Annotated in this window: 23 protein-coding genes; 7 read left to right on the plus strand and 16 right to left on the minus strand. The window is 70.0% G+C overall.

What is annotated here, in order from left to right:
* The first annotated feature begins 544 nt into the window (after positions 1-544).
* Positions 545-970: an ATP-dependent DNA ligase gene (locus ACZ5ID_RS33245; protein ID WP_468905503.1), complete on the plus strand. Its 426-nt coding sequence runs from the start codon at positions 545-547 to the stop codon at positions 968-970.
* Between the two features lie 98 nt (positions 971-1,068).
* On the opposite strand, the gene ACZ5ID_RS33250 is transcribed toward ACZ5ID_RS33245, so the two are convergent.
* From ACZ5ID_RS33250 to ACZ5ID_RS33315, 14 genes are all read right to left on the minus strand, one after another.
* Complete coding sequence (locus ACZ5ID_RS33250) at positions 1,069-1,257, minus strand: hypothetical protein (protein WP_468905505.1); 189 nt, start codon at positions 1,255-1,257, stop codon at positions 1,069-1,071.
* A gap of 283 nt (positions 1,258-1,540) precedes the next feature.
* Positions 1,541-2,065 (minus strand): NUDIX domain-containing protein, encoded by a 525-nt coding sequence (locus tag ACZ5ID_RS33255; RefSeq protein ID WP_468905507.1) that lies wholly within the window; start codon positions 2,063-2,065, stop codon positions 1,541-1,543.
* Complete coding sequence (locus ACZ5ID_RS33260; RefSeq protein WP_468905509.1) at positions 2,062-2,316, minus strand: NUDIX hydrolase; 255 nt, start codon at positions 2,314-2,316, stop codon at positions 2,062-2,064. The genes ACZ5ID_RS33255 and ACZ5ID_RS33260 overlap by 4 nt, the downstream gene beginning before the upstream one ends.
* 566 nt (positions 2,317-2,882) lie before the next feature.
* Entirely contained in the window at positions 2,883-3,575 is a 693-nt protein-coding gene (locus tag ACZ5ID_RS33265; RefSeq protein WP_468905511.1) for a hypothetical protein, read from the minus strand.
* 56 nt (positions 3,576-3,631) lie between these two features.
* On the minus strand, positions 3,632-4,513 hold the full coding sequence (locus tag ACZ5ID_RS33270; RefSeq protein ID WP_468905513.1) for a Scr1 family TA system antitoxin-like transcriptional regulator: 882 nt from the start codon (positions 4,511-4,513) through the stop codon (positions 3,632-3,634).
* A 153-nt stretch (positions 4,514-4,666) separates the two neighbouring features.
* The gene (locus ACZ5ID_RS33275) at positions 4,667-6,046 is read right to left on the minus strand and encodes a glutamine synthetase family protein (RefSeq protein WP_468905516.1); all 1,380 of its coding nucleotides are present in this window, start codon (positions 6,044-6,046) and stop codon (positions 4,667-4,669) included.
* 75 nt (positions 6,047-6,121) lie between these two features.
* Positions 6,122-7,639: an amino acid permease gene (locus ACZ5ID_RS33280; protein ID WP_468905555.1), complete on the minus strand. Its 1,518-nt coding sequence runs from the start codon at positions 7,637-7,639 to the stop codon at positions 6,122-6,124.
* Between the two features lie 54 nt (positions 7,640-7,693).
* A complete protein-coding gene (locus ACZ5ID_RS33285) occupies positions 7,694-8,743 on the minus strand; it encodes a hypothetical protein (protein ID WP_468905519.1) in 1,050 nt (349 codons plus the stop codon).
* The gene (locus tag ACZ5ID_RS33290; protein ID WP_468905521.1) at positions 8,743-9,303 is read right to left on the minus strand and encodes a hypothetical protein; all 561 of its coding nucleotides are present in this window, start codon (positions 9,301-9,303) and stop codon (positions 8,743-8,745) included. The genes ACZ5ID_RS33285 and ACZ5ID_RS33290 overlap by 1 nt, the downstream gene beginning before the upstream one ends.
* Before the next feature lie 77 nt (positions 9,304-9,380).
* Entirely contained in the window at positions 9,381-10,010 is a 630-nt protein-coding gene (locus ACZ5ID_RS33295) for an adenylate kinase family protein (protein WP_468905524.1), read from the minus strand.
* Between the two features lie 77 nt (positions 10,011-10,087).
* Positions 10,088-10,522, minus strand: a complete 435-nt coding sequence (locus ACZ5ID_RS33300) for a hypothetical protein (protein ID WP_468905526.1) — start codon at positions 10,520-10,522, stop codon at positions 10,088-10,090.
* A 100-nt stretch (positions 10,523-10,622) separates the two neighbouring features.
* Positions 10,623-11,798 carry a GntR family transcriptional regulator gene (locus ACZ5ID_RS33305; protein WP_468905528.1) on the minus strand — a complete coding sequence of 392 codons (1,176 nt, stop codon included), beginning with the start codon at positions 11,796-11,798 and terminating at the stop codon, positions 10,623-10,625.
* A 207-nt stretch (positions 11,799-12,005) separates the two neighbouring features.
* A complete protein-coding gene (locus tag ACZ5ID_RS33310) occupies positions 12,006-12,305 on the minus strand; it encodes an ATP-binding protein (protein WP_468905530.1) in 300 nt (99 codons plus the stop codon).
* 233 nt (positions 12,306-12,538) lie between these two features.
* Positions 12,539-13,213 carry a hypothetical protein gene (locus tag ACZ5ID_RS33315; protein WP_468905532.1) on the minus strand — a complete coding sequence of 225 codons (675 nt, stop codon included), beginning with the start codon at positions 13,211-13,213 and terminating at the stop codon, positions 12,539-12,541.
* 473 nt (positions 13,214-13,686) lie between these two features.
* On the opposite strand from ACZ5ID_RS33315, the gene ACZ5ID_RS33320 reads away from it, so the two are divergent.
* Positions 13,687-14,934, plus strand: coding sequence for an XRE family transcriptional regulator (locus tag ACZ5ID_RS33320; RefSeq protein WP_468905557.1), 1,248 nt, complete (start codon positions 13,687-13,689; stop codon positions 14,932-14,934).
* 33 nt (positions 14,935-14,967) lie between these two features.
* Entirely contained in the window at positions 14,968-15,873 is a 906-nt protein-coding gene (locus tag ACZ5ID_RS33325; RefSeq protein WP_468905535.1) for a phosphotransferase family protein, read from the plus strand.
* A gap of 167 nt (positions 15,874-16,040) precedes the next feature.
* On the opposite strand, the gene ACZ5ID_RS33330 is transcribed toward ACZ5ID_RS33325, so the two are convergent.
* On the minus strand, positions 16,041-16,559 hold the full coding sequence (locus ACZ5ID_RS33330) for a class I SAM-dependent methyltransferase (RefSeq protein ID WP_468905537.1): 519 nt from the start codon (positions 16,557-16,559) through the stop codon (positions 16,041-16,043).
* Positions 16,560-16,690: 131 nt separating this feature from the next.
* On the minus strand, positions 16,691-17,224 hold the full coding sequence (locus ACZ5ID_RS33335) for a hypothetical protein (protein WP_468905539.1): 534 nt from the start codon (positions 17,222-17,224) through the stop codon (positions 16,691-16,693).
* Between the two features lie 424 nt (positions 17,225-17,648).
* Between ACZ5ID_RS33335 and ACZ5ID_RS33340 the strand changes: the two genes are divergently transcribed.
* The 4 genes from ACZ5ID_RS33340 (at position 17,649) to ACZ5ID_RS33355 (ending at position 22,353) form a co-directional block, all read left to right on the plus strand.
* Positions 17,649-19,025, plus strand: a complete 1,377-nt coding sequence (locus ACZ5ID_RS33340; protein ID WP_468905542.1) for a Tat pathway signal protein — start codon at positions 17,649-17,651, stop codon at positions 19,023-19,025.
* Positions 19,026-19,094: 69 nt separating this feature from the next.
* Positions 19,095-19,577, plus strand: a complete 483-nt coding sequence (locus tag ACZ5ID_RS33345; protein ID WP_468905544.1) for an SAM-dependent methyltransferase — start codon at positions 19,095-19,097, stop codon at positions 19,575-19,577.
* A gap of 1,002 nt (positions 19,578-20,579) precedes the next feature.
* Positions 20,580-21,725 carry an rRNA adenine N-6-methyltransferase family protein gene (locus ACZ5ID_RS33350; RefSeq protein WP_468905546.1) on the plus strand — a complete coding sequence of 382 codons (1,146 nt, stop codon included), beginning with the start codon at positions 20,580-20,582 and terminating at the stop codon, positions 21,723-21,725.
* Positions 21,726-22,179: 454 nt separating this feature from the next.
* Positions 22,180-22,353 carry a hypothetical protein gene (locus ACZ5ID_RS33355; RefSeq protein ID WP_468905548.1) on the plus strand — a complete coding sequence of 58 codons (174 nt, stop codon included), beginning with the start codon at positions 22,180-22,182 and terminating at the stop codon, positions 22,351-22,353.
* Positions 22,354-22,445 lie beyond the last annotated feature (92 nt).

The raw sequence follows: 22,445 nt of genomic DNA on the forward strand, positions 1-22,445 counted from the left end.
GGAGAGGGCTTCGACTGATGCGGCCACGCCGCGCGCCCCCAGAGACCGGCGCGCGCCCGATGTAGCGCACCGAGCTTCACCCAAACCGGTGGAACCGCGCTGGGATACCGGGGCGCGGCAGGTAAGTACGGGACGCTGGGAGCGTGCGCTGCCTCATGGTCCCGTTGATCCTGCTCTTCCTGGTCGGGACGTGCGGCTGCGTGCGTGTGCAGACGCCGGTGCGGGCAAAGCCCGTCGTCATGGCCCGGCCGCTCGCGCACCCGGCCCCGAGCCAAGCTCCTGCCAGGGAGGTCCTGGCGGCCTACCCGTCCAGCCCCACGCCCTCGGTACCGGCCACCGGCCACCGGCCAGACACCGCGCCCGCCTCCCCGACACGGCACTACCGGCCACACACCACCCACGCCCCGCCGCCACGGATCGCTCCCCGTCCCGTTCACGCCCCGGCCGCTCTCAACCCGCCGCCAGTCCGGAAGAGCCGTCCGTATGACGTGAAGGCCCTGTGCGGTGCGTCCGAGGCAGTCACGAGCGCCGCTGTCAGCCAGCTGTGCTGGCAGCACCTCGGCTGACCACGACGGTGCCCTTCTCCTGGTCGCTGCCGGAGCCCATGCTGGCGGCCCCCACCGCGGACCCTGCCCTCCCGCCCGGCCATGCCGCCGAGCCCAAATGGGACGGATGGCGCGCCCTGCTCTCCTGGAACGCTGGGAAAGCCGTGCTGCGCTCTCGCCGGGGCACGGACCTCACACCCTCCTTCCCGGAGGTACGTTCCGGCGCGGCACAGCTGCCGGACGCCACCGCGCTGGACGGGGAACTGGTGGTGTGGGACGAAGCGGGACGGATCGCATTCGAGCGGCTCCAGAGCCGCCTGCAACGGCGAGGGACCGGCGCGGCCCGGATCGCCGAACAGTGGCCCGCCCACTTCGTCGCCTTCGACCTGCTGCGCCTGGCCGGCACCGACACCACCAGCTACTGACAGCCGGCACTGACCGCCGGCAGGCTCGCGCCAAGGCGGCGGCAGGGGCGGGCACCCCTGCCGCCACCAACCACATGGGCAACCCGCGACATCAGACCTCAGCTACGGAAAGGCCGCGCGGCCAGCGACGTGACGCCGGTGACGATTTTCTGCACGTACTTGACCAGATGCCTGGCGGAGCCGGCTCCGTAGGAAGCGCTGTCGCGGAGACGGTGGAACTCATCGTCCTCGACTGCCGCGAGCTCCACTGCGGCGGTGTGCGTCAGGTACCGCTCGGTCGCCCCCACTCCACTTTCGGCTTCAGCCGGCCTGCCTTGGCGGTCGACAGCGCCCGCAGTAACGCCCCCACGTCGGTCGGTGCTGCCACCGCCACGATCGCCCCGCTCGCTGCGGTCAGCCGCTCAGCTGTCGTCCCTCCAGCGAGGAGGGGCGCGAGGATCCGGTGACGGCGACCAGCCCGACCGTCTGGCAGATGTCCCGGCCGGCCTCGGCCCCGGTGACCAGACGCACCGCGTCGCGGTCGGCCTGCCACGCCAGCTTCCTTCATCACCTTGCCCCGGCGCAACGACCTCATACGACATCCCCTCCTGCCTGCCGGTTACGGGGGAGTTCTTCGAGGTAGACCGGCGCAGCCTCCCTGCCGGCCGCCGCCTGGACCGCGGCGGACAGCAGGCGGCTGTTCGTCGCGTCCATCACGCCGACGGCCTCAGCCGGATCCCACCAGTCCCATCCGAGCAGTTCCCCCTCGGGCACACGGATGCGGAAACAGTCCTCGGGTCGGATGGTGGCGGCGAAGACGAACAGATGGCAGGCGAACGGATTCACCTCATACGCCCCGTTACGTCCGAGGGGGAGCCACTGCACCACCAGCAGGCGGCCTGCGGTGACGGGCACGCCCGTCTCCTCCCGGCCTTCGCGCTCGCAGCACTGGCGGGGAGTCTCCGCGCCTGCCGGCCCCTCTTCGGCCTTTCCGCCGGGCATCACCCAGTGCCTCGTGCCCGCGTGGTGGACCAGCAGGACCCGGCCGTCACCGCTCTCGATGAACGCGGCGGACGCCGAGCCGACCAGGGCGCGCGAGGAATGCTGTGGCCTCACGCGGCCCACCCCATCGAGGTATCGGCACGGTTGGCGGCGATGGCCGTGAGCGCCACCGCGGTGATGTCCGCGACCGGGGCGGGCAGCGCCGCAACCGGATGCCACTGCAGCCGGATGAGCCGGTCACCGGCCTTCGGGGTGCCCCGGTGCTCCAGAACGCGGAAGAACAGCAAGGCCCGCGCGCTCGCGGTGGCGCTGCCGTAGACGTCGAGGACGTGGACCAGGCGCAGGTCCTGCGGATCCACGCTCACCCCCAGCCCCACGGCGGCCGTCTGCCCCGCCGCACATGCCAGGGCCGACTCCCTCTCTCGCCGCGCGGCCGGCAAATGCCAGCCGCAGGCAGGGAAGTCAGCCGAAGGGGCGCGGAGTTGCCAGAGAACCTCCCCGCACTGCTCGAACACGAGATGGACCCCGACGAGGGTAGGCGTAGGCGGCAAGGGAGCTCCTCCGGTGGCATCGGATGCGGACAGGTGCTCGGAAAACCTCCGTGCCAGGTCATGCGTCACGGTGACGGACGGGCGAAATGGCGAACAAACGTTCTAGAGGCGGCGATGGGCCCGCAATCCCGGGCGCGGGCCTCGCGCTCCTCCCTTTGATCCGTTCTCGGGGAACGCGGCATTCGAACCGGTGATTGCCCAGGCTGACCGCTCCGGCTTCCCAGCTCCGGCGCGTCGGGGTCCGCCGGCCTGTGGGACCTTCTGCTGAACGCGGGCTTGCGAGCGAAGGGGGGACGGGCTGTCAGCAGGGGACAGGGGCAGGATGTGCGTCACGTCGGGGTGGATTCACGGTGAAGGCCTGTCTGGGCGCAGGGGGTGGTTCAACGGGGGGCGGGGGCGCGGGAAGAGCCGTGATTTGAGCACACGGGCGGCGGGCGTGCGGTCGCGCGGTCGCCGGGGCGCGAGTCTGCTTCCTGTCCTGCTGGGGCTCGGTCTGGGGCGATGCCGCGCAGACGGCGTACGTGCGCCAGGTAGGCCCCCAGGAGGACGGCCCGGATCGGGTCAGGCGGACTCACCTGACCCTGTCGGCCGCCCGTCCTTTTGGGCTGTGCGCCGACTCGCTGGCGCACATCCAGCACCTGCAGCTCTTTGAGCCGCCGCACGGCATGGGCCACGAGCCGCTCCGGCGCGTCGTACAGGGTGCACAGTTCACGGCGCGTCCGGATTTCTCCCTGGGGCCAGGCGCCTGTGAGGACATCGTCGTGCAGGCGGGCAGCCAGCTCGGCGACCCGCTGGTCCGTCCGCGGCGCAGCCGCATGACTGCGTGGCGCCGGTGACGTACCGGCCTCGATCCTGGCGTGTGCGTCAGGGGCAAGGATGACCCGTCCCTGTCTGCAGGAGGCGATGATGCCTGTGCACTTCAGCTTGCGTACCGCCTGGGCCATGATCGCGGTGGGCACACCGAGTTGGCAGGTGAGATACACCAGCGGGGGCGTGGAGCGTTCAGGCGAGTAGGTGCCGTCCGCGATGCGTGCACACAGCATGTCTGCGGCCCGATTGACCGCTGCGAGCATGCCCGGCCCCAGCAATGTGGCGGCAGGCTGAGCCGTTATGGTCTCCGCCCGCCTCGTCACTGGACCGCCCTCTCCCGCACCGGACACGCAGCGGCGGCCTCCCGGAGCAGCGCGGTACTGGCCGCTGCGGATGCGGCCCGACGGCTCAGCTCGTCGAAGGTGTGCTGACGGTGGAGGCCTTCAGGCCCGTTGAGGTAGATGGCGCGGGTGTGGTCTGCCTCGACCCACACGGTGCAGTCGTGCTCGGCCGCCGACAGGGTCAGGCTCAGCAGGTCGGTGTCCTCACCGCAGGCAGCGTGGGTGCCGGTGCCGGGGTGAAGGATGCGGATGTCTGCGAGCTGTTCCTCGACGGCCCTGCACAGGAACGCCAGCTGGTGCGCTAGAGGATGAGGATCACCGCCGACGACGTCGAAGGGTCTCGTGAGTACGGAGGAGTCCAGGAGGACCTCGACCTGTTTCCAGCGGTGGCGGTCGGTGACGGTCGGTGGACGCCAGCGGCGTGCGTCGGTGAGCCCCAGCAGGGCGGGGGAGTGCAGATAGTCCAGGTTGTCGGCGTAGGTGCTGCTGCGTACCGGGGTCGGCACGGTGTAGCTGCTGTACGCCCGTACGCCGGTGGCGGATCGCTGGACGGCTTGGAGCCGGCGTTGCCAGCCCGCAGAGCGATCCACCAGGTAGTGCCGTGTGCTGCCCTCCTCGGGGGCCGTGGCCCATTCGGTCAGGACATCATGGGTCTGAGGGGGCTGGCGGTAGAGGTGCAGCAGCCGCTCCAGGCCCTCCCGCGGGGGTGGTGCCTGGCCGGTCTCCCAGCTGGCGAGCTCCTCGGTACTCACGCACGCCAGCGCCGCGACAAGTTCCGGCCTCACCCCCCACTGGCTGCGCATGTCCCGCAGGTGCGCACTCAGCACCAGCAGGCGGACGGGCGGGTCGTTGGATGGCATGGTCAAGGCCTCTCTCGGCGGTCAGGGGTATTGGTGCAGCTCGGCGGGGAAGGCAGCCCAGTCGATGACCCTGTCACCGGGCCGTGTTCGTCTTGCTTGGGTGAGGTCCATGAGGCCCGGCCGCTGTGGGAGGGCCGGGCCGGGTGGTGGTGGTTATGCCTGTGTGAACCAGCGGAGTTGTTCGGTGGGGGTCACCGTGGCTTGCTGGTGGGCTATTTCGGCTTCGGCGAGGTGGACCAGGCCGTCCACGGCCTCCTCTCCGAAGGCCTTCTCGGCGAGTGTGCTGTGCTGCAGCAGGGGGAGCGCTTCGTCAAGGCTGGCAGATAGTGGACGCTCGTCGTGTGCGGTGTGGGCGTTGCCCCTCCAGCGTGGCGGCGGGGTCAGATCGGATTCCAGGCCGTGGACGATCCCGGCGATCACCGCGGCCAGCGCCAGGTAGGGGTTGGCGTCCGCGCCGGGGACGCGGATTTCGGTGCGCAGGCTCGGGCCGTGGCCCACGACGCGGACGGCGCAGGTGCGGTTGTCGACGCCCCACGTCATGCGGGTGGGGGCGAAGGAGTCCGGCACGTACCGTTTGTAGGAGTTGGTGTTCGGCGCGTACAGCACGGCCAGCTCGGGCAGCGCGTCCAGCAGACCGGCAATCGCCCGCTCACCGGTCTGGGAGAGCACCCTTCCGCCACCATGCGCGAAGACCGGCGTGCCGGTGCGGGTCAGGGAGACGTGCAGGTGCAGGCCGCTGCCCACGCCGGTCTGCGGCGCGGCCATGAACGTCGCCTCCCACCCGGCGGCGCGCGCCAGGGTCCGGGTGGCGTGCTTGAACACCACATGCTGGTCGCAGGCCCGCAGCACTTCGCCGTAGGGGAAGGTGACCTCGAACTGCCCGGCTGCTGCTTCGCCCTTGATGGCCTCCACGGGCATGCCCGTGTCTGCCAGGGTGTGCTGCAGCCGGTGCAGGAAGCGGGCGAGGCGGGGTGGCTGGGACAGGGCGTAGTCGCCGCCCGGCGGTGTGAGGGGAGGAAAGCCGGCCCCGCCGACGGTGGCGGCGGGTGCGTACGTGCCCTGGTACAGCACGAATTCCGTCTCCAGACCGGCGTGGGCGTGCAGGCCGTGGGCGGCCAGGCGGGCGAGCTGGTGACGCAGGATGTTCCGTGGGTTCAGCGCGGCTGGTTCCCCGAGTGCGTTCACAGCGTCGGCCAGGACTACGGCGGCCTTGCCCAGCCACGGGGTCATTCGCAGGGTCGACAGGTCGGGCAGTACCCGGAAGTCGGGGAACCCGCCGTCCATGGAGGCGAGCCCCGAGCCGGCGGGGGCGGGGTTCATGTCGATGGGGCTGGACAGCAGGTAGGCGCACATTTCCGCTCCGTGCGGCACCACGTGCCGCAGGAAGTGCCGGGCGCTGAAGCGCTTGCCGGCCAGACGGCCGTACGGGTCCACCAATGCGCACAGCACCGTGTCGACGCGACCGTCGTTGACCGCCTTCTTCAGCTTCTCCTGGGGTGCCGTATGGGCGTGCGGGCGGGGCGGCACGGCCATGCTGGCCCGTGGAGGGGAGAGGGTGGGGCCGCCCGGGTGCTCGGTTCGTTCGCGGGATCGGGAGAGATCCGGCATTCAGACCACCTCGTCCTGGATCTCGGCGAGCGCGCCACTCGCGGCCACGGGTGGCAGCTCGTAGTCCTTGCCCGCGACCCGCCACCACACGGCAGCCAGGGCGAGTGCGGCGATGAGCGCGACGGGCGCGTAGTTGAAGGTGTCGACGGTGACGGGATGGCTCTGGGGCAGGCAGAAGACGACGGTCACGAACGCCACCCACACCACCGCGATGACCCCCACCGGCACACTCCAGCGGCCCAGGTTCCACGGCCCCGGGTGGAAGGACTTTCCTTTGCGTACGCGCAGGTAGATGGGGATGGCATAGGCGGGAGTGATACCGATGACGTTGATCGCGACGACCGCGCCGTAGGCGGTGGGGCTGTAGAGGTAGGGCAGGGCCAGTACGGCGGCGACGGTGACCGACAGCCACACCGCGGCCCGGGGGGTGCCGGTGCGGGCGTGGACGCGGCGCCACCGCGCGGAGCCGGGCAGGGCGTTGTCCCGGGAGAACGCGAAGATCATCCGGGAGCAGGCGGCGGTTTCGGCGTTGCCGCAGAACAGCTGGGCCACGATCACGACCAGCAGCAGTGCTTTGGCCCAGCCGACGCCGAGGGCGTCGAGGAAGATCTGCGCGGGCGGTACGCCCAGCGCCGAGCCCTGGACGGCGGCGTAGTCGTGGAGGGCGAAGGTGAGGCCGCACAGGAGGACGAAGCCCGCGGCCCAGGACCAGGTGATGGCGTTCATGATGCCGCGCGGGGCGGCCTGGGCGGCGTCGACGGTCTCCTCCGACAGGTGCGCGGAGGCGTCGTAGCCGCTGAAGGTGTACTGGGCGAGCAGCAGCCCGAGCAGTACCACATAGCCGTTGGAGGACCAGCCGGTGGTGTTTACGAACTCGGTGAACACATAGTGGGGGGAGCGGTGGTGGGTGGGTGCGAGGGTGAGGGCGCCCACGATGAGAGCGACGCCCGCGAGGTGCCACCACACGCTGATCCCGTTGAGTACGGATATCAGCTGCACCCCGAACAGGTTCAGCACCGCGTGCAGGGCCAGGATGACGAGGTAGATGGCCATGATCTTGCCGGGGGTGGGGGTGAAGCCGGTCTGCAGGTTCAAGAAGGCCCCGGTGAACAGGGCCGCGCCGAAGTCGATTCCGGCGATGCCGCCGAGCAGCCCCAATAAGTTGAGCCAGCCGGTGTACCAGCCCCACTTCTTGCCGCCGAGCCGGTCCGCCATGAAGTACAGGCCGCCGCTGGTGGGGTAGGCGCTGGTGACCTCGGCCAGGCCCGCGCCGACGAAGCAGACCATGAGGCCGACGGCGAGCCAGCCCCACAGCATGATGGCGGGGCCGCCGGCGCCCATGCCGAAGCCGTACATCGTCATGCACCCCGACAGGATGCTGATGACGGAGAAGCTGATCGCGGCGTTGCCGAACCGCCCCATGCGCCGGGTCAGCTTCGGGGTGTAGCCGAGCTCACGCAGACGCTCGTCATCGTGTGGCTGTCTGGGTCTGGCAGTGGGTGAGGGATGGGAACGCAACACAACCTCCAAGGAAGCAACGGGGCAAGGACGGGAGGGGGAAGGGGAGTGGTGTCAGGGCGGGGAAGGGCCGGGGGAGGCGACGTCCCGTGCGCGGACGGGCCGGGCAGGGCTGAAGCAGATGCCGCGCGCCCGCAGGAACTCGTGGGCCGCCAGCGCATCCTGGGACGGGTCCGAGGTGTTGTAGGCCCACGGGGCACGGGTGAAGTGGCAGTCCAGAACACGGAAGACGTCTGCCGCCCGCCCGTATTCACCGGCCGAGAACAGGGCGTGGGCGAGGTGGTTGAGGTCGGCGACGGAAACGTGCGGATCCGCGCGCAGGTCCGCGCCGTCGGCGGCCTTCAGCACGTCTCGGTGGACAGGGTCGTGAGCCCATTGACGGCGCAGCAGCGGGTCGCTGCCGCCGTACTGCCGAAAGGCTTCCACGGCTGCGTACAGCGGCAGCATCAGCAACGCCCCGTCCACGCCTGGGCGTGCCCACGAGGCCACCCAGCGGGCGAAGTCGGCGGCCCCGGCGCCGGTGCCGTGGCGGCTGACACAGCGCATCATCTGGTGCGCGGCTTCCCGGTTGTAGGGGTGGCGCTGCCAGATGGCCGCCCACAGCCCCCAGGGGCCGGGCGGCAGCATCGGCTCGCTCGTCTGCTGCCAGTACTCGGGGTATTGGAAGTGGACGTCAATCACGCCGAGCGCCAGCCAGGCGATTAACGGCACGGGGTCCGTTGGGGCGTGATCGAGTGCCTGGCGACAGCTGGTCCGCGCCGCCTCGACCAGCGCAGCCGTACGCGCCTGTCCGCGGCGGTGGGCATCCAGCGCCCGCTGCACCAGCACCCGGGCGCGCAGGACGTGCGCGTCCGCACAGTCCGGCTCCTCATACAGCCAAGCCCCCACGATGTCGTGGCCAGTGCGCGCCGCAGCGGCGGCCAGGACCTGGGTACGCGAGGTGCGCAGCACCCAGTCCGTGCCGGTGGCGTGCAGGAGATCGCGTATCGCGGCCCAGCGGCCTGCCTCCATCTCCTGCAGCGCGGTGCGCAGCGGGGCGTCGAACCCGGCCGGGTGGTAGACGGGGACCAGGGTCTCCTCCCCGATCCGGTGGCGGTGCGCCATCACCGCCTCCCCTCACTCGGGAAGTAGCAGCCCCCAGCCGTGCGGGGTTCGATGTCACCGGCGGAGCCGACCTCGCTCAAGACGTCGACCAACGCGGCGTCAGTGGCGATGAGCTGCTCCAGATTGCGCAGTCTTTCGGCGGGGCGGTGGAGGAAGACCGCAGGGCGGCCGGCCTCCCGGACGTGACGGTCCTGTTCCCAGGCGCACATCTGGATCAGGTAGGCGGCGAGATGAGGATCATGGACCACCGCAGTGACGCGGGAAGCGGGTGGGGCAAGTCGGCTCGCATAGTCGCTGACCCACATGGACAGCAACGTCCCCAGACGCAGTGCCCGCATACGGGTGTGGGTGTAGGCGTCGACCACGTCCAGTGCGTGTTCGTCCGCCCGGCCACCGACCGGGCTGCCGTGTCGGGTCAGCGCGAGGACGGCCAGCAGCACGCCGTCCTCGAAGAGGCCGGCCACGCATCCGCGGGTGCTGGGGTTGGTACCGAGGAAGCTGGCGATGCGCAGTGTGACGGCTCCGGCGTCGCCGGCCGCCTGAGCTTCCACGGCACTCACGCGCTCCCGGATGAGAGCGGTGGCGGCCTGCGTATCAGCGGCAGTAAGGACCCGCATCACATACACGCCCGAAGTCCTCACGCCAGCCTCCCCTCGGCCGTGCGAGGAAGCGGGTCCAGTACACAGACGGCCGGTTCGGGGGAGCCTGGATCAGTGGTGAGGGTGTGCCACGCCACTGTCGGGTCGCCTTCGAGTACGGCCCGGATGCCCAGTAGGTTCGCCGCGTAGCGGGCTTGGCGCTGCTCGGCCTGTAAGCCGCGGTCGGCGGCGCGCACCGTCAGCGGCGCGTCGCAAGCACCGCACTGCCCCAGGCGGGGCATCACCGGTCCGGATAGACGCGGGACGCTGGCTGCCGGGTCGCAGAGGGGGCAGATCCGGCGGCGCGCGAGCCGGGCCGCCAGGATGCCGGGCCGGGCCGTCAACTCGATCACGCTCAGCCGCCGGCCCCGGGCCCGCAGACAAAGCTGCAGCGCCTGCGCCTGGGCACGGTTGAGGGGATAGCCGGCCAGCATGATCAGGCGGTGCCTGGCCATATCGATGGCCGTGCGGGCCAGATCGTGCGCCAGAAGATCGGGCAGCTCGCCGATCGGGTCGCTATGGTCCTCCAGCGCCGCGGCGATGACCGGCTCCGCCTGCGCCAGCTGCAGGGCAGCCTCATACAGCCGGAACTCAGCCGCGCCGCAGGCGGCGAGTGCGTCAGCCACCATGGACTTACCCGCGGCAGGCGGTCCCAGGACCGCCACCACCGGGGCGGACGGCGGCCTCCCGTTCAGCGGCCCGGCGGTCATCGCTCCACCGCCGGCAGACATCCGGCCGTGTTCAGGGCACTGGGCCACGTCTGCTCGGCCTCGCGGACCGCCTCGGCCAGGAGGGCGGGGTCGAGCAGGCGACTGCCGGGGGTGCGTATCCAGTAGGCGCCGGGCGGGCCCGTCCGGGTGAGGGGCGGAAGCACGACGGTGCCCTTGGAGTAGCGGAAGGTGTGCCCCGGGCTCTCGTCCCACACCTCGACCGGTGTAATGAGCCAGAGCCAGAAGAGGCCGTCCTTCTCCGTGAGGACGGCGAGTGAGGAAGGTGCCGACCGTTTCTCGACGGCGGCCAGGATCTGCCGGGAGTACGCTCCGGCCTGGGTGAGCACCAACTGCACGCAGGCAGGACCTAAGTCGAGCACCAGCTCGCTGTCTGGGGCCGCGGGTATGGCTCGCCGGGCCATGCTCAGCATGGCAGGCAGCGGAGTTTGTGCGGCCGGCAGAGAAGCCTTTGGGGCAGACACCATTCCTCCAGGAACAAGTCGAAGTGCGGGGCGGGACCACCAGTGCCGGTCAGCTGCAGTGGTCGGCGAGCGGACGGTGCACGGCAGGATCTGTGCGGCCGGTCGCTACCTGGGGGCCGGCGGCCAGCGGCTGGCACGAAGGATCGGTCCTGCCGGGGACGGGGGCTGCGAAACAGCCCAGGTGGCCGCGCGTTTCTACCAAGCCTTCGCGTTGGAGGCGTTGGAGGGCATGGTTGATCGTGGTGCGCGCGATGCCGAGATCCTGGGCCAGCGTTCGCGTGCTGGGAAGTTTCTCGCCTGGCCTGCAGGCGGCCAGGAGTTCACGGAGGCGACTCTCGGCCCGCTGGGTGAGAGTCCTCGCGCCGTCACGACAGGGCGGAGCCGACGCCTGAACGGCGGGGCCTGGTGGGGCGACATATGTGCGTCGGCAGTCGGAGCGCAGCAGCCCCTCAAGAATCAGCCGCCCGCGGGCGGAGTAGACGACATCCCGGGTCACGCCGAGGACAGCCCCGAGCTTTGTGCAGGACGGAAGACGTTCACCGGGCCTGTACGTGCCGTCTTCGAGCCGGGCCCGCAGCCACCGGGCCACCGCATCAGTTGCGGACATCGACGCCTGATCCGGCAGGCCGCTCCCGGCGAGCAGCGCCTGGAACTCCACCAGAGCGCGGACTTCAGCCGTGTTCGCACCGTGCTGCGCCGGCACCCCCTGGTGCTGCCGGTCGGCTTTCGCGTGTTCCTCGTGCAGCACCTCGCGGGCCAGGGCGAACTTCAGTGCGGGGGTCGGGACGAGGGGGCGGCCGACCCGAGGGGGACAGCCGGTGACAATCTCGCACGCCGCCAGCAGCCGCAGAGCGTCCTGCACCGCGGAGCCAGATGTCCTGAGCTGCGCGGCCAGCTCACTGACAGAGGGCAAAGGGGCCCCGCCGGGGTATTGACCACTTCTGATCCGGCTAAGGATGTACTCGGCCACGCGCTCGGCGGCGGCGTCCGGGACCGGCATCGCGATCCGCCATCGGCGGGGGTGGGCCACGGTGAGCGGCACGCCGGGGCGCAGCACCCCGCACTCCACCAGGCTGCGGATGGCGTGGCGGGCCGCCTGAGGAGACAGCCCCAGCTGATACTCCAGTGCTGCCGGCCCGGGGAACGTGGCGCCGGGCGGGTAGGTGCCGCATCTGATCTGGCACAGGATGATGTGGGCGCCCTCCCCCAGCAGATCAGCGCGCATCTGCGGTACCTGCCGCTCGGAACAAGCCGTCGGCGCAATCACATTCGCGGATGCCACGCCCCTGGGCGGCCCCGTTCAGCACCCTCTGCTCGTGGCCGGGGAACATCATCCTGGGGGCACCCGCCTGCGGCCAGGCAACAGGATCAGGCACACCAGGGCGGGCCCACATGACACGGTGCACCAGCGACGGACGGCTGAGACTGGGGTTCATGACACCGCCTTCGCGCTTCGCGTGCGGTACAGCTCGCACCAGACAGTCGTGCGGCCGGGAGCCGAGGTCATGCCCCAGTCGTCCGCGTACATCCCCACCAGCCAGAGCCCGCGCCCGCTCTCCCCGTACAGGTCCCCTTCGCCCTCCGGCGGGCTCCAGGGAGAAGCGGAGCCGGTGACCTCGATCCGGACCACCGTGGGGTGGCACCACACACCCATGCAGATGGGACGCCGGGGGTCGCCGTGCTGCAACGCATTGGTGACCAGTTCACTGACCACCTGCTCGCCGCGCTCCACCTGGTCACCGGCGGCACAGCGTTCCAGCGTGTACCTGCAGAGTTGGCGGCAGTAGCCCGGCCACTGGCAGTCCGTCTCCGTCAGTTCCCTCGCATTTTCGCGCTGGAACCACACCTCATCCCCGGGTACGTGCCTGCCGATGGTGCTGTACCTGTGTGTGCCCCGTGGGGCGGACGGGCTGGTGGCCGAAGGTGCGCTTGGGGGAGAGGGATGCAACGCCAGGGTGGGGGGATTCACGAGCGGGATCCTTCACAGAGAGCGACATTGGGATGTGCGTCGACTGCGGGTTCGCAAGACCGGGCGGGGGAGCGGAAAACCAGGCGTACCTCGCGGGCGGTGAACCATGCGGCGGTGTAGCTCCACGCCTGCTCATACGCAGCCGAGCTGGCGAATGAAGCGGGGCAGAGGAAGTCATCGCGGCATGCGGTCACCACCAGCTTCACCGAACCGTCCGCCACGGCGGGCAGGATGTGCTGCGCCCACTGGGGACGCTCGGCGAGCGGCACCTCGGGCGGGCACACGTCATAGGCATCCGCCACCACTTCACCGTCGTTGCGCGCGCAGGTCAGGTACAGGGCGTTCAGCCGGTCCCGAACCCGCACGCCGTCCAACGTGGTGAAACGCGTATAGACCGCGGCGGGTGCAGCGAGCGTGAGGTCGGGCGGCACGTAGGCGGGGTCTTTGAGGAAGGGCTCCAGGGCCCGTGCGGCGTTCGTCAGCACCGCCAACTCATGCTCGTCCGGCGGGCACTGCAGCGCCGAGCGTGCTGCGCGCCTCGCTGTCTGCGCGTGCTCGGACGGCAGGCTGGCGACGTGGTCGACGGTGGCGGCCAGGACAGCCCGGATGTCCGCCGCGATATCGGCGCGCGAGGAACCCTGAAGCCCACCCAGTACCCGTTGCGTGACCACCGTCGGCGGGCTGCTGGCATCCCACCCGGGTGCGGGTGTGGCTCCCGTCCGGTCGGGCGTGCGCCGGGGAGCTCCCATGGGGGCAGACGGCGGGGTGGGCATCGCGACTCCAGATCGAAGAGGGGAAGGGCCTCTGCGCGTGGTGCGGCCGTTGTGCGCTCGGAGAAGGGCCGCGGGTGGGCAACCCTTGCCGCGGAGGACCGGGGGAGCAAGGAGGCAGTTCACTGGTCCGTCACTTCGGCGCTGAGCAGTGACTGTGAACCGCTACATTCAGCAGTCAAGTCACTGTTTCTTGACGCCGTCTGACGTTCTTTCACTACCCTGCGCAGAGCGCTTGCAGTGTGTGGGAGGTACTGATGGACGCGACAACACACGGCCCCACGTGTGCGCGGCGTATCCGCCAAGAGGCACTTGACCGGCAAGAGAGCCTCGACACAATCGTCCGGGCTATCCACGAGCATTGCGCGGTGTCGATGCTGCGTGCCCACCGGCTGGCCCGGGGGCTCACCCTGCACCAGGCCGCCCACGAGCTGAACCTGCTGGGCGAGGGGCGCGCGGCAGCCCCCCGCGCCGATGCCGACCAGATGGGACGCTGGGAGACCGGCCGCCAGCCCCGCGAGGCAACCTTGAGCCTGCTGTGCGAGCTCTACCGCACCGGCCCCGCGGAGCTGGGGCTGCGCAAAGCCGCCCCAGCACGGCCGTCCAGCACACCCCCGCAGACCAAGGGCACCACCGGGTCCGCCGGCACCGACTCTCTCGAGGGCCATGTGGATGCGGTGCGCCGCGCCGTCGACCGCACGCTGGCCACCGGCTCGGTGGGCCCCGCTCAGCTGGCCGTGATCGAGGAACAGGTCTTCCTGGCCCGCCAGCGCTACGTCTACACCCCGCCCCGCGAGATGATCAGCGTGCTGTGCGAGCACCTCGTCGAGGTCGAAACCATGGCAGCGCACCGCCAGTGCGCCGCGGTCCAGGTGCGGCTGTCCGAACTCCTCGCGATGCTCGCCACCCTCGTCGCCGACGCGCTGATGAAACTGGGGCAGCTCAGCCGCTCCCAGAGCTGGTACCACACCGCACGGATCGCCGCCGACGACAGCGGCACCGACGAACTGCGCGCCAGAGTCAGGGTGCAGGCAGCCATGCTGCCGTTCTATTACGGCCCCATCGAGGAGGCGGTCCGCCTCGCCCGCCAGGCACGCACCATTGTGCGCGGACGGCCGGTCCGCACGACGGCCTTCGCCGCCATCGCCGAGGCACGCGCTCTGGCCAAGCTGCACGACGTCCACGCCTCCATGGCCGCCTGGCGCGATGCCCTGCACGCCTTCGACCGCAGCCGCGAGGAGCCGACCTCTGCAAGCGATGCCTTCGCCTTCCCCGAGCGGCGCTTTCGCCTGTACGAGAGCGGGACCCTCACCGCGCTGGGCCGTACCCGCCAGGCCCGCCGTGTCCAAGAGGCCGCGCTGAAGCTCTACCCGGGCCGCACCGGCATCGACCCGGCCCTGCTCCACTTCGAAACAGCCCTCTGCCTCGTCCACGAAGGCAGCCTCACCGACGCCTGCGAACTGGCCTCGGCCACCCTTCGCGGGATCGCCGGCGAGCACCGCACGCCCATCGTGCAGGAGCGGGCGCGCGAGATCGTGGCAGCACTGCCCACCGGGGCACGGTGGGGCCGCCCGGCCCGGGAGCTGAAGGAAATCCTTGCGCCAGCTCCCGGACTCACGTGACAGGCGCACGCCTCGTCGGCGAGTGTGGAGCCCATGACTCACGTGGTGATGGCTCCCGGCGGATTCGACAACTCCGAGATGCACCAGGTCCTGCAGCAAGCCTGCGACACTGCGGGACTCGACCACCGCGGTGCCCGCCTTCTTCGCGGACACACCAACGCGGTCATCCTCCTGGAGCGCGAACAGACCGTCGTTAAAATCGCCCGCCGCGGAACGCGCACCGACGACGTCGCCCGCACCGTCGCCTTCGTCCGTTACCTCATGGACCGGGGCTTTCCCACCGTCGCCCTGCACCCCGTGCCCCAGCCCGTCATCATCGACGGTCACGCCGTCACCTTCTGGCACTACCTCCCCCAGCCCCCACAGCCCGTCCCCGCCGCGCAACTCGCCGCCCCCCTGCACGCGCTGCACCAGCTGCCCCTCCCGCCGCTGCACCTCGCACGCCACGACAACCTCGCCGCCATACGCCGCTCGCTCGCCGCTACCAGCTGGCTTCCCCAGCCCACCCTCGATTTCCTGACCAGCCGCGCCGACGAGCTCGATCACGCCCTGAGCTCGGTCGACTTCGTCCTCGACGACGGGGTGATCCAAGGCGACCCCCAGCACCGCAACGCGCTGCACACCGGACACGGCACCGCCGTGCTGTGCGACTGGGACACCGTCACCCAAGGACAACCGGAATGGGACCTGGTCACCGTCGAAATCCACTGCAGGCGCTTCGGCCACGGCCAGCAGCACTACCAGGCCTTCGCCGACGCCTACGGCTTCGACGTCACCCAGTGGCCCGGCTTCCCCACCCTGGCCGCGATCCGCGAACTGCGCATGATCACGACCAACGCACGCAAAGTCCCCCAGGCCCCCGCCAGCCGCAGCGAAGTCGAACGACGCATCACCGCCCTGCAACGCCACGACCACACCCACGCGTGGAACATCCTGTAACGCGCTACACGACCCAGGACGGACCTCACCCGAGAACCACACCTCGCACCCCGCCAGGCTCCGGGGAGCGGTAGGGGTGATCCGGCACATGGTGGGGAGCTGGGCGCTGGGAGAGAGGTCAACGGGAGTCACGACACGGCCTTTCACGGATTCGATCGCAGGCAGGGTCATCGGGCAGGAGAGGACAGAAAAAGGCAGGTCAGCAGCCCTAGGTCGTACCGCACGCAGCCTTCCCAGCCCTGGCACAGCCGGCCAGCGGCCTGGTGGGGCAGCTGCCCGCGGAGCAGGGCGCCGGCCTCGCCGAGCGCCACGACGAGGTAGAGAGATCCCCCCGGCCGCAGCCAGTGGCTGCGCACCTCGTGCAGCCACCTCAACGGGTCCTCAAGGAACGGCACGACCAGGCGCGCGACGACCACGTCGCACCCCCCGCCGGGCAGGTGAGGCGGGGGACCGGCGTTGAGATCGTGCTGCTCGTACACGAGGCCGAGGCCATGGCCGCGCTCACGAGCCAGGCCGAGCGAGAGGGACGAGGAGTCCACTGCCCGCACGTGATAGCCGAGACGGCGCAGGGAGCGGCTGAAGGCGCCTGTCCCGCACCCCGCATCCACCGCGAGCCGTCCCCGCCGCTGAGTCGTGTGATGCGCGAAGAAGGCGAGTTCGTCCTCCAGCACGGGCAAGGATGCCAAGCCATCTGCGGCCCAGGCATCCCAGACCCGCGCGGAAACCGGCCGGCCCTCCAAGCGGCGGCCCATGTGCTGGTACCGCGCGGGCGCCAGGCTGAGCTCCGGCCAGGACGGGGCCAAGGGGATGGACGGGCTCATCGCCGGGCCCCCTTCTCAAAGGCCACCCGCACAACCTCACCAGGAGTAACCAGGCGCCGCTGATGCCCGAGATACACGGCGTTCGCCGAACCCGTCGCGCCCAACCGATGACAGAGAAGCAGGCGCAGCTCCCGTGCCTCGCCCAACGAAACCGCGCCCCGGCTCATGTGTGCATATTCGGCGAGCCCGTAGCCGGCCGCGTACGCACACAGCAGGTCGTGCTGAAACGCAGGCAGATCCACAGCAGGCAGATACGGCGCCGGCACCGCCCCCTGCACGACCGCCAGGTGCACGATGCGCGACCAGCGGACGACCTCACCCCTGGCCAGGGCGCAGCCCAGCTCCTCCACGCCCTGCACGGCTGCGGCTTCTGAGCGGTACAGCCCCTCCTGTGCCAAGCCCCGCGCGTCCGCGCCCCGGGCCACCATTGCCAGCACCCGGACCTCGCGACGGGTGAATCCTGGCAGCGTGCTAGCGGTGCCGACAGGGCATGAGGCGCGGTCCACCCCTGCGGAGGGCAAGGTGGTCATAGCAGCGTGCTGCAGGACGGCAGGGGCTGCAGTGCCGGGAGTCCACCCGGCAGCGGGCGAGGCGCCCGATGCGCCGGGCCGTCGGCGTAATTCGGGCGCGTGTTCAGACGGCAGGTTGGGCATCAGTACTCCACGGGAAACGGTTCGGAGTCGGGTGGGGTGCGAGGTCGCCGGGTTGGGTCACACCTGGCAGGTGCTCGGCAGTCTTGCGAAAGTCATCGGCGGAGCTGCCGGTCGCGCGTGCGTTGGTTAGAGCCGAGGTGTCCGCGAAGCAGTGAGGGATGGCCAATTCCCGTCCTGTGCAACGCCGTTGGCTAATACCGTCACGATGAGCTAACCGCAGCGCGTTGAGCCCCGATACCCTCAGGCCGCCGCGAATGCGGCTAACGCTGCTAAAGATCATTTCTGTGGTGAAAGGCAAGCCATGGCGCGCGTACGCAACGACAGGCTGGCAGCCGTCCTCGCAGAAGCGGCCTGGTCGCAGGAACAGACGGCAGCCCACTGCCGCCGTGTGGCCGCCGAGTTCGAGGACACCCGCGCGCTGCACATCACCCGCTCCCACGTCTCCCAATGGGTCCTGGGCTCCCAGCCCGGCCCGCAGGCAGCGCGTATCTTGTGTGAGACGCTCTCGCGGGCAGTCCAGCGCACGCTCACCCCCAAGGAGATCGGGCTCGAAGCCCCGTCCCGGCCGCTGGGCAGCTCCGTGTGGGACGTCGACACTCTGGATGCGCTGGCAGACCTCGGGGGCACGAACATGACAGACCTGTCCCGTCGCACACTGCTGACGTACTCGGCAACCGGCGCCGTGCTGCCCCCCGAGACCTGGTGGCGCGGTGTACGCGAACGGGGCCAGGCCCGGTCCCCCCGGGGCAGCCGCACTATCACCCCCGCCCACATCGAGGCCTTGCGCGAAGCAATGACCTTCTTCTCCCGCCAAGACCAGCGACTGGGCGGCAGGACCGGACACGAAGCACTCCTGGCCTACCTGCGCACCGACGTTGCTGGCTACCTCGGCGCACGCTTCCCGAACGAGTCCCTGCGCCGCCAGCTGTTCACGGCCGCCGCCGAACTGGTCTATCTGGCCGGCTGGACCAGCTTCGACTCCAACGACCACGGCACCGCTCAGCACGCCTTCCGCCTTGCCGCCCGCATGGCCGCCGAAGCCGACGACGCCCCCCTTGCCGGCCACATCCTGCGCGCCGCCGCCCACCAGGAAGTCGACCTCCAACACCCCGCACGAGCCCTGGAACTGGCCGAAGCCTCTCTCGCCCAGCGCCGCTACGCCCTGGCCAGTCCCCGCGAGAAGGCGCTCCTGGGCGTCGTCCACGCCCGCGCCCTGGCCGCCGCCGGCCGCAAGAGCGAAGCCCGCGCCGCGCTGCGCCGGGCAGCCGACGACCTCGCCCGCGCCACCCACGAAGACGCCGAGCCTGCACGCGTCTTCTTCTTCACCGAAGCCTCCCTCGCCCACGAAACCGCCTGCACCCTGCGCGACCTCGGCGAACTCCGCGAGGCTGAACGCGAATTCCAACACTCCGTCCACACCCGCGGCGCCGCCTTCGCACGCACCGGCGTGGTCACCCTGGGATACCTCGGAGACGTCCAGGCACTCCAGGGCAACATCGAGGCTGCCTGCGCCACCTGGAACCAGGCGCTGGACGCCATGGGCGCCATCGAGTCCGGCCGGGTCAAAGGCACCGTCATCCGTATGCGCCGCGTCCTGGCGCCACTTCGGACCCGCGGCGGAACCCCAGCCCGTGAACTCGACGAACGCGCCCGCGACGTGCTGCTCAGCGTAGGGTGAGACCGGACCGGGACGAGAGCATCTAGCGGTTGGCCATGGTGCGGGCAGCCGCAGGGGAGAGGGAGTGGCATGAAGTTTGAGGTCACGGCCATCGCGAGGGTGGTCGGCGGGCACCAGGCCGTCCTCGACGACTACCAGGGCGGCATCGAGTCCACCATCCGCCTCGACGACCACTTTCCCCTGGAAACCCTTCAGGGCATTGAGGAATTCAGCCACCTAACCGTCACCTGGATCTTTCACCGGGCCAGGCCCGAGGATGTCCAGCTACATGCACGCAGCCCTCGCAACAACCCGCAGTGGCCCGCGACCGGTACCTTCGTGCACCGCAACCACAGGCGCCCCAACCAGATCGCGATCTCCTACCCGCGGCTGTTGGACGTCAAGGGCCGCGACCTGGTGGTCACCGACCTCGACGCCGTCGACGGGACCCCGGTCATCGACATCGCCCCCTACTTCACGCACATGGGGCCCCAAGGCGAGATCTGTCAGCCCTCTTGGCCGGGCGAGATGCTCGCCAACTACTGGAATTCCGCCTCCGAGCGAAACTCCTGACCGGCCACGCCTGCCTGGCATATCGGGGTTATCGAGCACCGCGTCCCCGCCCCCCAGCTACTGACCAGCAGGTACACGCAATGCTCACCAACGCAGTCACCCCATACGACCCGGACGACCTGCTGGCGGTGTGCTGTCGTGCGGACGGCCCCGATGCCTGGCTTGACCATGAGAGGCACGGGCAACTCTGCTGCCCGCCGAGCCGTACTGTGCCGCCCTCTCCTAGGCCCGCGACGCCATCTACCACGCCTCCTGGCCCAGGCAGTCCAGGTGCACCGCAGAGGTCGCAGGCAATCGGCATCCGAGGTCCACACGATCGGCAGCGCGCTCCTCGTCGGCCAGGTGGACGAATTCCTGGCGTACCGCCCGCGACGGGAGGCCAGGCGGACACACGAACCCGGCTGCGCCCGGCGTCTCGGCACGTAGCCTGGCACGCGCCGTGGGCTGGGCGGCGTCGGGCGGCCCGGATCGTGGTCGGCGTATGGTCGTCCTGCCTGCCCGGCCGTATCACGCCGGTGAGCCTGCATGGGCCGACGGTACTCAACCAGCTTCGTGTTGCGATGGACGCCGAGGAGTGGACGCTCAGTGGACGCCTCTCAGGCGCAGGACCTGGCTCACCCATGCTGGTAATGGGTCTCAACCTTCTGTGCCCCGGCTGGGGGAGTAGACCCCTCGACTTCAGCCGCAGGCGGTGCTCAGCTCTAGCCGGACCCGAGGCTGCTTCACGGCTGTGGCTGCTGAAGGCCAACAGCGCCTGTCTTGACCCGGTCGCCGAGCAAGTGATGCCGCGGATAGCGACAACAGCCGTCTGCCGCACGTGTCTGGAGGCGCTCTTCCAGTTTCGGCGCAGGCCTCGTTACGATCCGGGTCACGAAGAGTGCGGAGGAGGCGTTGCTTAGTGGGCAAGCACGGAGGCAAGCCCGATCCCTCGGAGAGTGACGGGCATAAGCCCGGCCGCCCCATCCCTCCGCCCGATCCCAAGCGGCCCGAAAAGCCCCCGAGGTGACCTGCGCGACGGGGCCGGAAGAGCTGGCCCGCCGGCTGCGTACAGATGGCTACCTCTGCGACGCCTGGTTCGAGGCATTCGTCCACGTGCGGCGCGAGGACTACATCCCCCACCGGATCTGGGTACCTGCCGACGGCGGCTACACGCGTGTGGACCGTGACGCCGATCCAGCCCGGTGGCTCTCCCTGGTCTATGACGACATCGCCTTGGTTACCCAGGTCGAAGACGAACACGATCAACTCGCGCTCGTTCCGTCCAGCTCATCGAGCATGCCCCGTGTGGTGGCCGGCATGCTGGAAGCGCTCCAGGTAGCTGACGGGATGACGGTGCTGGAAATCGGCACCGGCACCGGCTACAACAGCGCACTGCTGTCCTACCGCCTCGGCGGCAAGCATGTCACCAGCATCGAGATCGACCCCGTCCTCGCCGACGAGGCCCGCGTCCGCCTGGCCAAGACCGGACACCATCCCCGCATCCTCAGCGGCGACGGCACCGTCCGCGTGCCCGGACTGCAGCCCGTAGACCGCACCATCGTCACCTGCGCCCTCGACCGCGTGCCCTACCCCCTCGTCAGCCAGACACGCTCCGGCGGCCGGATCGTGCTGCCCTGGGGCACCGGCCTGTACAACGGCGTCCTGGTCACCCTCGACGTGCATGCCGACGCCACCGCCTCCGGACCGGTCATCGGTGACTGCTCGTTCATGTGGAACCGGGCCCGCGCAGTACACCGCGACGTCATGGCAGTCATCCACCACGAAGACCAGGCCGCGACACACCGCACGCGCCTGGACCCCCGCCGAGTGCTGGGCGACCCCAATGCCGCCTTCGTCACTGGCCTCCGCGTTCCCGACTGCCGCTACAGCGTCGGACACGGCCCCAACGGAGAGTTCACCCTCTGGCTCGCCGACCATCACACCACGTCCTGGGCCAGCATCGACTACACCCCCGGCGCGCTCACCTTCGAAGTGGCACAGCACGGGCCACGCCTTCTGTGGGACGAAGCGGAAGCCGCTCTGCAGTGGTGGCAGAGCGCAGGCGAGCCCGAACGAACCCGCTTCGGCCTCACCGTCACCCCAAGCGACCAGTGGATGTGGCTGGATGACCCTGGCGTGCGCGCGACGGAGCCAACCGGGCAGAGATAGCACGCGGACTGTGCCGCGGCCCTTCATGCCCGGATCTACCTGGCGTTGTGTGCCCCATGATCGAAATACCACGCCCAGTCCACGTCATTCGGTTCCACTGCCATTCCCTCTGCCCTGCGCTCGCGTTACGTCGGAGTCTTCAGACTCGGTCGTTTCGGGCCCGCTCGGTTCTTTGACGAACTACCCCTGGCAGCGCAGGGCGCCCTCATCGATGCCCGTCAGGCAGAACACTGACGAAGGAATGGGTGGGCCAGTGGAGCGGCTCCTCAGACTGGCGAGTGCGGCATCGGTCCGCAGCAGGTAGATCGTGGTCGGAGGCTCGTGAAGATCTGGGCACGACGGAGGTCGAGCGAGGCCCGGACGTACATCACCACCGTTCCGTCTCCGGTGCCGCTGATCCGGGTGACCTACGGCCCTTGCTGCGGGCTTTGGGTGGCGCTGGCACAATCGGGAGATGACCACCGATGCCGTAGGAGACCTGCCTGATGCGGCCTTGGTGCTGGAAGGCACCGACTGGCATGTCCTGGAACACAGCATGGGCCCGGCCGGGGACACGCCTCAGATGCTGGCTCAACTCCTCCATTCCGACCAGCGTGTCCGGACGCAGGCCCTGGATCACCTGCACTGATAGGGATCTCTGAAATTCCCCACCCCCTGCTCTAGCGCCGTCCAAACCTGCTCAGTCGATCTCCCCACCCTTCGCGTGATCAGACTTGGGCA

The sequence above is a fragment of the Streptomyces sp. NPDC031670 genome (assembly GCF_055580545.1).